The organism is Lactobacillus gallinarum DSM 10532 = JCM 2011 (assembly GCF_001434975.1).
Classification (GTDB): Bacteria; Bacillota; Bacilli; order Lactobacillales; family Lactobacillaceae; genus Lactobacillus; species Lactobacillus gallinarum.
On record NZ_AZEL01000046.1, the window covers coordinates 23,575 to 36,803 of the forward strand.

11 protein-coding genes, 1 tRNA gene and 2 pseudogenes are annotated in these 13,229 nt (G+C 37.8%); 7 read left to right on the forward strand and 7 right to left on the reverse strand.

Annotated elements, in window-relative coordinates; translation table 11 throughout:
- Nucleotides 1-35 precede the first annotated feature (35 nt).
- From nrdJ to FC37_RS05730, 4 genes are read left to right on the forward strand one after another with little or no spacing between them, the layout of a single operon-like run.
- Complete coding sequence (gene nrdJ / locus FC37_RS05715) at nucleotides 36-2,270, forward strand: ribonucleoside-triphosphate reductase, adenosylcobalamin-dependent (protein ID WP_025006127.1); 2,235 nt, start codon at nucleotides 36-38, stop codon at nucleotides 2,268-2,270.
- A gap of 17 nt (nucleotides 2,271-2,287) precedes the next feature.
- Nucleotides 2,288-2,686, forward strand: a complete 399-nt coding sequence (locus FC37_RS05720) for a DUF4430 domain-containing protein (protein WP_013436882.1) — start codon at nucleotides 2,288-2,290, stop codon at nucleotides 2,684-2,686.
- Nucleotides 2,687-2,689: 3 nt separating this feature from the next.
- The gene (locus FC37_RS05725; protein WP_025006128.1) at nucleotides 2,690-3,214 is read left to right on the forward strand and encodes an ECF transporter S component; all 525 of its coding nucleotides are present in this window, start codon (nucleotides 2,690-2,692) and stop codon (nucleotides 3,212-3,214) included.
- The gene (locus FC37_RS05730) at nucleotides 3,214-3,777 is read left to right on the forward strand and encodes a cob(I)yrinic acid a,c-diamide adenosyltransferase (protein WP_025006129.1); all 564 of its coding nucleotides are present in this window, start codon (nucleotides 3,214-3,216) and stop codon (nucleotides 3,775-3,777) included. The genes FC37_RS05725 and FC37_RS05730 overlap by 1 nt, the downstream gene beginning before the upstream one ends.
- Nucleotides 3,778-3,795: 18 nt before the next feature.
- Here FC37_RS05730 and FC37_RS05735 read toward each other — a convergent pair whose 3' ends face one another.
- Nucleotides 3,796-4,593 (reverse strand): putative ABC transporter permease, encoded by a 798-nt coding sequence (locus FC37_RS05735; RefSeq protein ID WP_025006130.1) that lies wholly within the window; start codon nucleotides 4,591-4,593, stop codon nucleotides 3,796-3,798.
- 93 nt (nucleotides 4,594-4,686) lie between these two features.
- Nucleotides 4,687-6,054 (reverse strand): LPXTG cell wall anchor domain-containing protein, encoded by a 1,368-nt coding sequence (locus FC37_RS05740; protein WP_056945539.1) that lies wholly within the window; start codon nucleotides 6,052-6,054, stop codon nucleotides 4,687-4,689.
- Between the two features lie 412 nt (nucleotides 6,055-6,466).
- Between FC37_RS05740 and FC37_RS05745 the strand changes: the two genes are divergently transcribed.
- Complete coding sequence (locus FC37_RS05745) at nucleotides 6,467-7,411, forward strand: IS256 family transposase (protein WP_025006131.1); 945 nt, start codon at nucleotides 6,467-6,469, stop codon at nucleotides 7,409-7,411.
- Between the two features lie 381 nt (nucleotides 7,412-7,792).
- Here the strand turns inward: FC37_RS05745 and FC37_RS05750 are convergent.
- Nucleotides 7,793-7,865 (reverse strand) — tRNA-Thr (locus FC37_RS05750).
- 163 nt (nucleotides 7,866-8,028) lie between these two features.
- Between FC37_RS05750 and FC37_RS05755 the strand changes: the two are divergent.
- A pseudogene (locus tag FC37_RS05755) lies at nucleotides 8,029-8,616 on the forward strand (MgtC/SapB family protein).
- A gap of 60 nt (nucleotides 8,617-8,676) precedes the next feature.
- Entirely contained in the window at nucleotides 8,677-9,903 is a 1,227-nt protein-coding gene (locus tag FC37_RS05760) for a DUF2974 domain-containing protein (protein ID WP_025006132.1), read from the forward strand.
- Between the two features lie 77 nt (nucleotides 9,904-9,980).
- Here FC37_RS05760 and FC37_RS05765 read toward each other — a convergent pair.
- The 4 genes and pseudogenes from FC37_RS05765 to FC37_RS05780 all read right to left on the reverse strand — a co-directional run.
- Nucleotides 9,981-10,415: pseudogene (locus FC37_RS05765) on the reverse strand (replication initiator protein A); the annotation flags it as partial.
- Between the two features lie 535 nt (nucleotides 10,416-10,950).
- Entirely contained in the window at nucleotides 10,951-11,214 is a 264-nt protein-coding gene (locus FC37_RS05770; RefSeq protein WP_025006134.1) for a hypothetical protein, read from the reverse strand.
- A 2-nt stretch (nucleotides 11,215-11,216) separates the two neighbouring features.
- Nucleotides 11,217-12,266 (reverse strand): ParM/StbA family protein, encoded by a 1,050-nt coding sequence (locus FC37_RS05775; protein WP_025006135.1) that lies wholly within the window; start codon nucleotides 12,264-12,266, stop codon nucleotides 11,217-11,219.
- 46 nt (nucleotides 12,267-12,312) lie between these two features.
- Nucleotides 12,313-12,900 carry a recombinase family protein gene (locus FC37_RS05780; protein WP_056945540.1) on the reverse strand — a complete coding sequence of 196 codons (588 nt, stop codon included), beginning with the start codon at nucleotides 12,898-12,900 and terminating at the stop codon, nucleotides 12,313-12,315.
- Nucleotides 12,901-13,229 lie beyond the last annotated feature (329 nt).

A 13,229-nucleotide genomic window follows, 5' to 3' on the forward strand; every position in this document is an offset into this window, starting at 1 on the left:
TGTGAAACAATAATAATCTTTTAGGAGTGAAAAACATGCCATCTACTAGAATTGAACTAGATCAAAACTTTATTGATCAAGTGAAACATGAAATCAAACCTCACTGGGGTGAACTTGGCTGGGTAACCTATAAGAGAACTTATGCCCGTTGGCTTCCTGATCAAGATCGTTCAGAAAACTGGGATGAGACAGTTAAGCGTGTGATCGAAGGTAACATCAACCTTGATCCACGTCTAAAAGACTCTCCCTCTAAAAAAGTTATCAGCGAATTGACCAATGAAGCTAAACGATTATTCCGTTTAGTTTATGGCTTATCAGCTACCCCTTCAGGTCGTAACCTTTGGATTTCAGGAACCGATTATCAAAAACGGACTGGCGATTCATTAAACAACTGCTGGTTCATCGCTATTCGTCCTCAAGAATATGGCGACAGTCACATCGTGCCTTCTTACGTTGATAAGAGAGAAAAAGCTGTCTCCATGCCTTTCTCATTCCTATTCGATCAATTGATGAAAGGCGGCGGCGTTGGTTTTTCAGTTGTTAACGACAACATCAAGCAAATTCCTAAGGTTAATAACAAAATCGATTTAACTGTTGTAATCGATAAAGACAGCAAGTCACACGATGCCTCAATCAAGGTTGGCGCCGTTGATAAAGACGAATGGAAAAAGCAAAATCCAGATCAAGGCGACGTGATTTACTACAGATTGCCTGATACTCGTGAAGGCTGGGTTCTTGCCAATGCCCGTTTAATTGATATGCACTTTAACCAAACCAATCCTGATCGAAAGACCAAATTAGTTTTGGACATTACTGACATTCGTCCATACGGTGCCAAGATCCATGGCTTCGGCGGTACTGCTTCAGGTCCAATGCCTTTAGTTGAAATGTTTATCGATATCAACAACGTCATTAATGCCCGCGCAGGTAAAAACTTGACTGCTGTTGATGCGACTGACATTTGTAACTTGATTGGTAAAACAGTTGTTGCTGGCAACGTTCGTCGTTCAGCTGAGCTTGCACTTGGCTCTAGCGACGACCAAGACTTTATCAAGATGAAGCAGGATAAGAAAAAGCTTTATCACCACCGTTGGGCTTCTAACAACAGTGTGGCCATTAATTCTAAGTTTAATAATTATGGTCCAATTGCTGACGGCATTTTGCATAATGGCGAGCCTGGTATCGTTAACTTAGATTTGTCACGCAACTATGGTCGTATTGTTGATGGCTATCAACCAGGAATTGACGATGACGTTGAAGGTACTAATCCTTGTGGAGAAATTTCTTTGGCAAATGGTGAGCCATGCAACTTGTTTGAGGTCTTCCCATACATCGCTGAAATGCAAGGCTGGGACTTAAAGGAGGCCTTCGCCTTAGCTACTCGTTTTGCTAAGAGAGTTACCTTTAGTCACTACGACTGGGAAGTTTCACGTAAGATTATTCAAAAGAACCGCAGAATCGGTATTTCAATGTCTGGTATTCAAGACTGGCTGCTTAATGACTTAGGCCACAGAGTAGTCACTGGCTTTGAAGATGCCGTCGATGCAGGAACTGGTGAAAAGATTAAGAAACCAATCTATGATTCACAGGCAGTTGAAAGAGTGGATGGCTTATACAAGGATGTAGTCGACGCAGATAAGGCCTACAGCAAGGAATTAGGCACCCACCCATCAATTAAGCACACCACAGTTAAACCATCTGGTACGGTGGCTAAATTGGCTGGTGTGTCAGAAGGGATGCACTTCCACTATGCTGGTTATTTGATTCAGAGAATTCGTTTCCAGGCTAGTGATCCATTGCTTCCAGCATTAAGAGAATGCGGCTATCATACTGAACCAGATATTTACACTAAGAACACTATTTGCGTCGAATTTCCATTACGGGCTGCTCACGCCGATAGTAAAAACTTTGCTTCTGCCGGAACAGTTTCAATCGCGGAACAATTCGCGACCCAAGCATTCTTGCAAACATACTGGTCTGACAATGCCGTCAGCTGCACCATCACCTTCCAATCAGATGAAAATGACGAAATTGCTCCACTTCTTCACCAATACAGACACACTATCAAATCAACTTCACTTCTTCCTTACTACGGTGGTTCACTCAAGCAAGCTCCAAAAGAGCCAATTGACAAGAAGACCTATAAAGAAAGAGCTGCTTTGATTACTGATGATGTTGAAGAAGTATTTGCAAAGCAAAATGATGATCAAAAGGGATTAGAAATTGTAGGACAAACCGACTGTGAAGGTGGAGCTTGCCCAATCAAGTAATTTATTAGGAGATAAAAATGAAGAACAAACACAAATTTAGTTTATTATTTACAATCGTTGCATTTTTAACTTTATTTTTGACGGGATGCTCAAATAATAGTTCATCCACTGCCAAAAAGAGCTCTAACAATCAAATTACGGTTAACTACACCTTGAAACAAGGCAAAAAAACCGTAAGTGATAAATCCGTTAAGATTCCTAAGAAAAAGGCCAAGGTAATTACCGGTCTTAAGAAAGCATGGAAAGTGCAAGAAACTAAGGGCTTTATTACTTCAATCGATGGTAAAAAGCAAAACCCTAAGAAAAAGATTTATTGGACTTACACAATTAACGGCAAATGGGCAACCAAAGGTGCCGACAAACAAGCTGTTGCTAACAAGGATAAAGTTAAATTTACTCTAGACAAGGTGAAGTAATTTATGGTTACTGAGCGGCTGCAAATCAGACAAATCGCATTACTGGCCATGCTTACAGCAATGTGCGTGGTCTTGCGTATCTTCAAAATTATTCCTATTCCCAACGTACAACCAGTAACTGATATCTTGATGATTGTTACTCTTTATTTGGGTATCGGCTCAGGTATCACTTTAGCTGCTTTGACAATGTTGATTTCTAATATTTATTTGGGATTCGGCATTTGGACTATTCCCCAAATCTTAGCTTATGCTGGTTGTGTATTAACTGTGGCCTTTTTAAACAAAGTTACGCCACTGCAAAATCACTTTTGGTTACAGGTAGCTTTGGCCACCTTTTTAGGTTGGGAATACGGCTTTTTAGTCGACCTGGGGATGACTATTTTCGGTGGTTTGCCTGCTTTCATCGCTTACCTTGTTTCTAGCTTCGCCTTTGATACCTACCATGCAATTGGCAACTTTGTCTTCTACTTTGTTTTATATAAACCAATCACCCAAGCACTTAAAGCCTATCAACGGAGGATAATCTAATGACAATCAAAATCTACACTAAAGTTGGCGACAAAGGGTTAACCAAGCAGGTTACTGGTAAAATGGTGCCCAAATATGACCTGCAAATTGAAGCATTGGGCAATGTGGATGAGCTTCAATCATACCTTGGTGTAGTGATCGCCAACTTATCAAAGAATTGCCGGGAATTACGTGAAGAACTGGAAAACGTTCAGCGTAATTTATACCAACTGCAAGCCGATATTGTCGTTAAGCATCATCATGAAATTAGTGAGAAAAATGTCACACAGTTAGAAGACCGCATTAATGAATTAACTCCTAAAATACCCACTATTCCTGAATTTATCTTGCCTGGTGGCAAGGTTACGGGTGCTAACTTACAATATGCTAGAACCGTTGCTAGACGTGCCGAAAGGTCTTTAGTCAAGTTGTGTTTAAATGAACAAAAATTAGACGATTGCGATTTGGAGTACATGAATCGCCTTTCCGATTACCTTTTCATCTTAGGACGCTACGCAAATGTACTTGATGGTTACACCGAAATAAAAAGCAAAGTGCGAGAAAAGAACCGTATTAATGGCTAAAAAAACACCGTTGCCGGATTAGGCAGCGGTGTTTTTGTTTGAGCGATTTTCTTTTTCAATAATTGCTTTCTTTATTTTCATAAACTTAGGTGCATCCAAAACTCTTAATTTAGGGAAGCTCTTAAGCATACGTTTTTGATTCCAACTTAAACGATTTGGTTTTAATTCGTCGTAGTGCTGAATAACTGAGTGATGCCAATCACCAACCTTAAGCTTACCTTTCTCAGCCATTCTACTTTCTACTCTAGATCTAACACGTTCAATAAATTGATTGATGTGATTGTCCCACATCTTGGTTGTCATGTGGAATCTTTCTACACTGATTACAGTTAAGATAGTATCAATTCCCATGACTATTGTGATTCCGACGGCCAGCCAACCATGCGTCTCTCTTTCTTCAAGATTGATAATCTTTTGAATAAACGGTTGGATAAATTTAACTAATATAATTACTCCAAAGCCCCAGAATAAGGAGATAGCTGGAGCTACACGTCCTTGGAGATTACCCCAAAGTTTTGAATAATCCCACAATTTAAGATGGAAGACTTTTTCAAGAAATAAACTAGCAACATATTCAAACGCTGTCGCGACGATTATTCCGACAATAAACAGCAAGAAGATATTATCTTGAACATCTTTGGTACAGATTAAAACTGTAGTGACCGCGAATCCATAAACTGGACAATATGGGCCAAACAGGAATCCACGATAATCAAAATGATGATCCTTAATTGAACAATATATTGTTTCCCATAGCCAGCCAATAAAAGAATATGTAAAAAATAAAACAATAATTTCAGAAATAGTGTATGGCATCTTTATATTTCTCTTTCAATATACAAGGTTATATATCCATAATAAGTGAAAGAGAGTAATTTGGCTATCTAAAATATAGATTTTATTGACTATCTACTTTTCCTTTTTTAAGCCCAATGTAAGGGCACCCATAATTAGCATAAATAAACCTGTAATTGACAAAACAATTGTGGCAGATTCACCAGCTTTAGGTAAGCTAGCTGAAGATGTTCGTGATCTGTGTCTATTTTTGAGACTAGTTTCTTTTAAGTCATCATCATCTAAAATTTTATCTGCGACAATTTTGAAGTCCTTATCACTATGTCTTGCTTTAGGTGTACTAATTGTAGTTGGCTTATTATCAAAGCCTGTTAAGCCTGCTACTGGAAGCTTTAATTCTTTATATCTTGATTCAGGGTCTGATTTTTCTTCTCTGCTTCCATCAGCTCTTCGAGCCATCAACATCTCATTTCTGTTTGTCCTGCTAATTCGCGTAACTTTTTCCCCATATCTATCCCCCTCTGTATTCTTCTTTCCAGTCTCTTGCGTCTTGAGAAGTTTGCCAAAAATGCTTGTAATTTCTTTATCTTGAATTTTTCCTCCATAAATATTTTTACTAATTGTTTTAATCGTTTTATTGTCATTTGATTGATAACGTACAGCTACCTGATTTATAGCACCGAGTGCAGCAAAATCTTTAACTTGAGTGTTATAGCTAATGCTAACGGGACCGTGATATTTTTCACCATCCAAAGTCAGCTTTAGATTGTTGCTATCAGCTTGCAAACTATTTTTGTCTAATTTAATCTCATGATTTGCAACTTTAATCTTCAAAGATTTTCCATCTAAAACTAAGCCCTCGGGAATAGTATTTTCTACTTCAATTTGATCATATTCTGCCTTGTCTGGATCGATATTGATTTCCCAGGAAATGTTGTCTTGATCGTAAATTCCATTAATATTAACTGAGCCAATCTCTTCTACAGGCTCGTTTTGTCCTCCTACGTGCAAATTTTTAGTTAAATCGCCTGCATATACAATTGGGTATTCTCTTTTTTCGGATTTATTTTTAACTTGCAGATCAAAATCAACTTGACCAGTTACATTTTCAAAATCCTCTATTTCATTATTGAAAGAAATGATTACCCCATCTTTATTAACAACATATTGACCGACCTCATGGTCTTTACCTGCTTCGTCCTGAATTACCAGTCTATTCTTTTTCTTAATTCCTTGAAGCGATGCACTACCTGCTTTTTCCCACGTAATCTCCATTATGCTGTTAGCAGTAAAAGCTAGCCTTCTATCACTAAATTTGGCTCGCACATGAACAAATTCATCGTTGTACCAGGCCGCTTTTTTATCAACATTAAGCGAAACAAAATTATCGCTAACATCCATAATGACGGCTTGCACGTTTCTTGCCCCTTGGGCAAAGAATAAAAAACAAAAGAAAGCAAAGCCTACAAGAATTTTTCCCATATTTTCCTCCATACAACTTTTGATATTTGAAATTATACGGAGATAAACTTGTAGAACAATGCTTTCTTCAATAAAAAAATACACTTTTGCAGTTTTGTCTCAAATTAGCAGACAAAACTGCTTTTTTGTCCGCTAATTTGGTGGACTCTTCCAAATTAATAAAAAAACACAGAAATTCACTAAAAAATAATGAATTTCTGTGTTTTACTATCTGAACTAAAAATTTAGTTTTTTCTATGCAGTTAAAAAATACTTCTAAAATTTATCCAAGACTTAACTTGAGACTGTAAAATGTTTTGTGTAAGGATGAATGATTCCTTAAAGTTATTTCTTTAAATATTAGAAAAAGGAGCTCCTTTCCCGTATGATTGATTTGAACACATAAAAACAATACGGAAAGAAGAACCCTTTCATGAATGATTTTACCAAAAATATAGCCCAAGCACTATTTAATCAAGACAAAATTAATGATTTATTGCGCCAAGAAATTGAAAGAGCAGTTAATGATCTGCTAGAAGCTGAATTAACTGCCTTTTTCGGCTATGACCCTTATGCAAGAAGCGGCTGGAGTTCCGGCAATTCTAGAATTGGTGCTTATTATCGCAAGATTGATACCCAATTTGGAGAGATTGAAATCCAAGTACCGCGAGATCGCAATGGCAAGTTTCACCAGCACACTCTGCCCGATTATAAACAGCACTCAGATGTCTTAGAAGACATGGTTATCAAACTCTATTCTAAAGGCGTGACCACCAGAGAAATAGCTGATTTGATTGAGAAGATGTACGGCAGCCATTACAGTGCCATTGGTATCAAGCCTAACGGGCGCAAAGAAGTTATTGACTACTGCATAGCTCCAAATGAAAATATCGAAGTCTGGACAGAAATGCTTCAGAACATGAAAAGCCGGGGCTTAAAGCAAGTTGAACTGTTTCTTTCAGATGGTGTCGTTGGTATGAAGCAGACGCTTGTAGAAGCTTATCTTAAAGCTCACTTTCAACGCTGCCTGGTACATGTTATGCGCAATCTTTGTACCAATGATCGTGAAGCAGTCATGAATGACTTTTACGCTAAATGGGGCAAGTTATACGGTCACGTGGTAAGAAATTTAAAGGCAATCGAGGCTGATATGCTTGTATTTTATAATTATCCAAAGCAGATTAGACCGTCAATCTATTCAACGAACATGATTGAATCGTTTAACAATATTGTTAAGCGTAAAGCTGAATTTCCAACAGAGCAATCATTGGACACATTTATAGGCATCCAAGCATTGAGCTACAATGATCGATATTTCAATCGAATCCACAAAGGCTTTGGCCAGGTTCAAGATACCTTGGAATCTTACTTTGATTAGAAGATAAATTAAAAAATCAATCTAAGGGAAAGATCTATTTACACATAAAATTTGACAGTTTCCAATTTTATATCTATCTTTATCGAAGAAATTACTAGTTATTCCTTTGGTATAAATCGTATAACTCATATTTTTACCTATTTAGTCTACATTGTTTCTAATAATTCAATTATGCTCCGTGTTCACGCTGTGCACACAAAAAACGGGCTTAAAGCCCGTCATATCAACCTTTATTCTACGTTCTGAGTTCATTCAATGCACACACTCTAAAACGTGTGCAGATTATGTGCATTATTTTTCTTTATACAAAAAATTAACCTTAACTTATCTTCGTAAAACGTTGATAAATCAAGGTTAATCAATAAAAATGATTCTTTTTAATGCTGACTAGAGGATTCGAACCTCCGACCTCATCATTACTAGTGACGTGCTCTGCCAACTGAGCTAAGTCAGCAACTCATTTGTTATCTCATCGACAACAGTATCTATTAAACCATATAGATGGGAGTTGTGCAACCCTTTTTTGAAAAAAATTCAAAAAAATCTTCAAAACTATCAAATAAGGCTATTTACGTTAGAATGGAACTAAAAGTGTTAGTCATTCAATAGGTGATTTTATGGAGACATCAGCTCCCATTACAACTGAACTAGATTGGCTGCTCAGGATTCTCGTTGCCGCCTTTTGTGGTGCCCTAATCGGCTATGAACGAGCTATCCAAAGAAAAACTGCAGGTGTCAGAACGCACATTGTAGTTGCTATTGCTTCTGCCTTGTTCATGATCGTATCTAAATACGGCTTCATCGATCTGCTCAACATGCACGATCTTTCACTCGATCCTTCAAGAATTGCCGCCCAAATTGTCGCCGGTATTTCCTTCATCGGCATCTTATCAACAGCCCTGCTTTTCATAATTCAACTATTCTTTCATGATGACGAAATTGTTGATAAACTTACACCACACATTCGCTTCGACATTTTGATAGATGCTATCAATAAACCAGATGTTTTACCACAAATAAAGCAAGAGCTAGAAAATAATAAAGTTTAAAATATTTCAATCAAAATTCTCGATGTCAGCGATAAAAAGATCGTTCTTTATGTCGATGGCGTTATCAACAATAAAATTGACGAAAATCAAATCATCATGACTTTACGCAAATATCCTGATATTCGAAAAATTAGTTACACACGCGGTGGCTTATAACATTTATTTTTAGAGTAATAATTAGTAAAATGTCATTATTAACCATGAAAGGATGACTTTATGGCAGGAACTCTTGACTATTTACGTTGGCGAGGAGATTTATCATTTAAGGAGAAGCCATTCAACAGTGTAGATGCATCCCTCTTCTCTTCTCTCATCTATCTTCCCGTAGATAAATCAGCTAAAGGACATACCCTAAGCGAAGTAGCGGAAAAGCTCCGCGCTCTCCCCTCTTTCCAAGTACAAATGCACGATGAAACCGGTGCCCAGATCTGGCTCCTTCCTAAAAGTCCAAGACTAGGAAATGTAGAGATTTTAAACTGGACTAACCGAATGGAGAAAGATCCATATCCATTACAATTTACAGCGGCTACTTTTCAACTAGATAAGAAAACTATTTTAATCGTTTACCGCGGCACCGACAATTCAATTATCGGCTGGAATGAAGATATGAATATGAACTACATGCCTAAGGTTTATGGTCAAGATGTGGCGGCAAATTATCTTAAAGAAATTGCGGCCAAATATCCTGACGACAAGATCTACTTAGCTGGTCACTCAAAAGGCGGCAATTACGCAGAATATGCTTTAAGTGTGGCAGAACCTGCCTTGCAAAAACGCATTATCAGAGCACTCAGTTTTGACGGCCCAGGATTTTTCCATCAAGTATGGCGTTCACCCGGCTTTGTTAGAGCACTTCCTAAGATGAAGACTTATCTACCAGAATCTTCAATCATTGGCACTATGTTAGATCACCCAGAACGAGTATTAATTGTTAAAAGTACTGCACCAATGATCCAACAACACGATCCTCGTCGCTGGAGTATTGGACGAGATAGTTTTGTTTTAGCTAAAGGTCTTACATCAGGTGCAAGATCACTGCGACATTCCCTTATTGACTTTAATCACACTATTCCCGATGAACAACGTGGTGAATTATGGGACGCATTGTTTCAGGCATTCGACGAATTAAATATTACCAATGTGTTCCAAATTACTGCTAACAAATTGCTGGGAACTGTAAGATTTAGCCGCGTAATTATGGCCTTAACCCCAGAAACACGTAAATATGTTTTACACATGGTCGGAGAAATTCTTAATGCGATTCGCGGTAATATCAGCTTGCCATTCAACGAAACTGATTTTGCTTTATATCCTAAGAGTAATGATTCTAACAAAGCTCCTATTTTCTTTGAATTTTACGATAAAACTGTTCCGAGCCTTTTGCCTGAAGAAATTAAACAGCGCTTTAAAGATGATAAAGAGCGTGAACGAGAAAATAAATAGTTTCACATGAAACAAAAACGCATGCCTATAGGCATGCGTTTTATTATTTATTATGCATGTTTTCGATTAAACATTCCCGTAACAAGGGTTTGCGGCTCTTTTTGGGCATATTCACCGCGTAAATAAACGTCCGTTGATTGCATATCTAGTTCGGCTAGGTAAAGTCGATTGGGTTCATTTTTCCCTGTTTTGGGATTAAAATGCATGGCTTTTTGATAAAGCAAGCCAGCTTTTTCTAGTTCTTTCTTAACGGTGGCTAATTTTCCCTTTGAACAATTGAACAGATCCATTAATTCTTGATTGGTAAAAATAAAGTAGACGTGACCTTCCTCATCAACCCAGTGATTGCGTAAGGAATACTCGAGCCGATCTTTCAGTACCATGTAGGCCAATTTGGCTTCACTACTTAAATACCGATATTGTTCGCCGTACATCAATACTTTGGGAAACTGAAAGAACAAGGCCCCATAAACGTTGTCAGCTTGATAAAACTTGAAATTTGTTTGATCCATTATAAAAACTCCCTTTCTTGACTGACACATGCTGTCTCAAAAGAGAGTTGCTAAAACATTTGATTTGCTTTAAAATACAAATCTGATATGCTCTAACTGAATTACAAAGCTTTCATTGGTCTGGTGGCTTTGTAATTCATCAGCATGTGTCTGTTTGTGAGTTGCCCAGTCGGCAACTTTTTTAATTTCTAACAACAAAAAATGGACTAGGTAGCTTCTGTTGGCTACTTAGTCCATTGGATTTAATTTGTTTTTTAACTATCCTTAACTTGTCCTCGGGGACTGGTTTGCGGTATAATTAACCTACAAATTAAGAACAATGTTCAGTCGATTTTTTCCGCCAAGTCAAAGTCGACTGAATCTAAGTAGCTGTATGGTAGCTACTTGCTAAACCTAAAATCCCTGATTCCTCGTGAATCGGGGATTTTTCTGTTTAGCTTGATCTCTTTATTCGGTTGTTAAATTAATCTTAGTCTAGCATAGCGCTTACCTAGCGGCAACTTTATTTGGTTTTGTATATTTTGCCAGCTTTTTTCTAAATATCATCTGAAAAGGCATTAAATCCTCCTTGCAACCGTTCTTTGGAACTAGAAGGCTTTTCTACGCCATTTTTAGGGGCTTCTGGAGTTTTTAATTCATCTTTAACGTAAGGAGCCTTTAACCGTTCAATTTCGTGAATTAAAGCGGTTTTAACAAGCGTGGTTTTAGGAATTAATGATTTATCAAAGTAATCAAGGATTTCTTTGTCGACAATTTTCTCGGGATTTAGTCGGACGTTCAAGGTTTTAACTTTTCCCATGATTACTTGCTCCCTTCGTTTTGAGCTTGTTGACTTAATCCGTACTTATAAAATCCGTTAACATTAGCAACTTCTGTATTTTTAACAATAACTGCGTTAGTGAAAGTAGTATTCAAGATTTTTTGGTTAAGCAAATTGGCTCCACCACCGGTAAAGGACAAAGTATCAATACTATTAAGGTTCTTTAACGTTGAAGTTACATTAGCAACTAAGCGCCGGGTAAACCGCTCAATTTCCTTGCAAACCAAATCAGTAATATCATCTTGACGATTTTTAGAAAATCGGTAGCTCCAATGATGTTGCTGGTTTCCCTTTCGTAAATCTTTTTCTAATTGATAAAGACTAATATCACCATTAATACCGTTGGCAATGGCTTCGTATAGATCATTTACGCCGGTATTAAATTGATGGCGGTTTTTGCCACTAAGTTCAAAGTTTAAAATCGTATCAATTAAAATTGTGCCACCACCTACATCAACAATGACAACTTTTTCGTCTAGTAAATCTTTGTTCTTGATAAAGCCCTCACCGTCTAATAGCTCGTTATATAAGGTGCCGATTGGTTGAGGCAAAATATAGACTTTACGAACTCTTACCGTCACGATTTTATCGTCAATAGTAACTTGGTGTTGGCCCTCTAAGACTTTTAATAAAGCTTTTAATTGTCCTTGGTCAGCATAATCTCCAGTTGGAAGCCCAGCAGTGACGACTACTTCTAAAACTTGATCTTTAGCCGCTTTGAAATCACTTGCTAGTAATCCCAGCGCAAAATTGGCTAGTAATTTAAATGCTTCACTATCGTATCGAGCACCATACATGATTGTATCCGCTAAATATTCGTCAAGGTGAAGTCGGTCAATATCTCGACCCCATACGTACTTATCGTCGCTAAAAGGGACTGAATAAGTGTGTAGGTCATTATTCATTGTAGAATTGCCAACTGACATCGGCATGTCTGCTTGGTTTAAATATCTTGAAGGCAGTACATATTCAGCTTTACTGCTTTTTAATTTGGTCTGTTTGTTTCCTAAATCTAAGCTAAAAATATCCATAAGGCACTCTCCTTTAGTTGCATTACAAAAAGTACCGCTTTGTTAGTCATTTTCGTTTAATCTTGTATTTCTTTCGATACCTGATAAAGGTCGTTCGTTTAATGCCGGTATTGCGGGCAACATCTACATCACTCATACCACCTTGATAGAGCTTAAAAGCATGTTGCAAGTGGAGATCGTCTTGGGTGTATTGGGGGTTGCGGCCATGATATTTACCTTGCTGTTTGGCAAGCGCAATGCCTTGTTGCTGACGTTCGATGATCCGCTTACGTTCGCTTTCAGCTTGATACTTATACAATTCAATGATGAGATTAGTCATCAGTTGACGTAAGTTCGGATCAGCGATTCCTGTCATGGACGGCAAATTTAACACATCTAGGGTGGCACCCTTATTTTGAATGGAGTTCATGATCTTAGTCAAATCATGGTTGTTTCTGCCTAAGCGATCTAATTCAGTGACCATTACAATATCACCCTCACGAATATAGGCCAGCATTTTTTGCAGTTCTGGCCGATTAGTGTTAGCCCCACTTAATTTATCCGTAAATAATTTATCAACGTCTTTTAAAGCCGCTAACTGTCGATCTAAATGTTGCTCCTTGGAACTCACACGCGCATAACCGATTTTAGCCATTTCCAGTTCCCCTTTTGGACAGTTCTAATGAACACTTTTAATGCCTAGTATAGCACAGAAATAAAAAAGGCCATTAGGGTTATACCCTAGTGGCCGTTTCAACAGCAATTGCCTTGAAGACATAATTATCACGTAATACAAAAAATTTAACTGCCAATTGATGTTTAGTAGGTTGGCTAACGCTAGAACTAGAGGAACTAGTGTTACCTCTGGTTTCTGTAGCAGTTACAGCCGAGCTGCTTGATGAACTGCTGGTATCGGCTTACGAACTGCTTGATGTGCTGCTTTCTTACGACACCATTTTGATCATAAGTGGCATCAGCCGTAAA

Bases quoted from the DNA above. Each gene is read 5' to 3' on its own strand.
- nrdJ (WP_025006127.1), top strand. From the start codon at position 36: ATGCCATCTACTAGAATTGAACTAGATCAAAACTTTATTGATCAAGTG.
- FC37_RS05720 (WP_013436882.1), top strand. From the start codon at position 2,288: ATGAAGAACAAACACAAATTTAGTTTATTATTTACAATCGTTGCATTT.
- FC37_RS05725 (WP_025006128.1), top strand. From the start codon at position 2,690: ATGGTTACTGAGCGGCTGCAAATCAGACAAATCGCATTACTGGCCATG.
- FC37_RS05730 (WP_025006129.1), top strand. From the start codon at position 3,214: ATGACAATCAAAATCTACACTAAAGTTGGCGACAAAGGGTTAACCAAG.
- FC37_RS05735 (WP_025006130.1), bottom strand. From the start codon at position 4,593: ATGCCATACACTATTTCTGAAATTATTGTTTTATTTTTTACATATTCT.
- FC37_RS05740 (WP_056945539.1), bottom strand. From the start codon at position 6,054: ATGGGAAAAATTCTTGTAGGCTTTGCTTTCTTTTGTTTTTTATTCTTT.
- FC37_RS05745 (WP_025006131.1), top strand. From the start codon at position 6,467: ATGAATGATTTTACCAAAAATATAGCCCAAGCACTATTTAATCAAGAC.
- FC37_RS05760 (WP_025006132.1), top strand. From the start codon at position 8,677: ATGGCAGGAACTCTTGACTATTTACGTTGGCGAGGAGATTTATCATTT.
- FC37_RS05770 (WP_025006134.1), bottom strand. From the start codon at position 11,214: ATGGGAAAAGTTAAAACCTTGAACGTCCGACTAAATCCCGAGAAAATT.
- FC37_RS05775 (WP_025006135.1), bottom strand. From the start codon at position 12,266: ATGGATATTTTTAGCTTAGATTTAGGAAACAAACAGACCAAATTAAAA.
- FC37_RS05780 (WP_056945540.1), bottom strand. From the start codon at position 12,900: ATGGCTAAAATCGGTTATGCGCGTGTGAGTTCCAAGGAGCAACATTTA.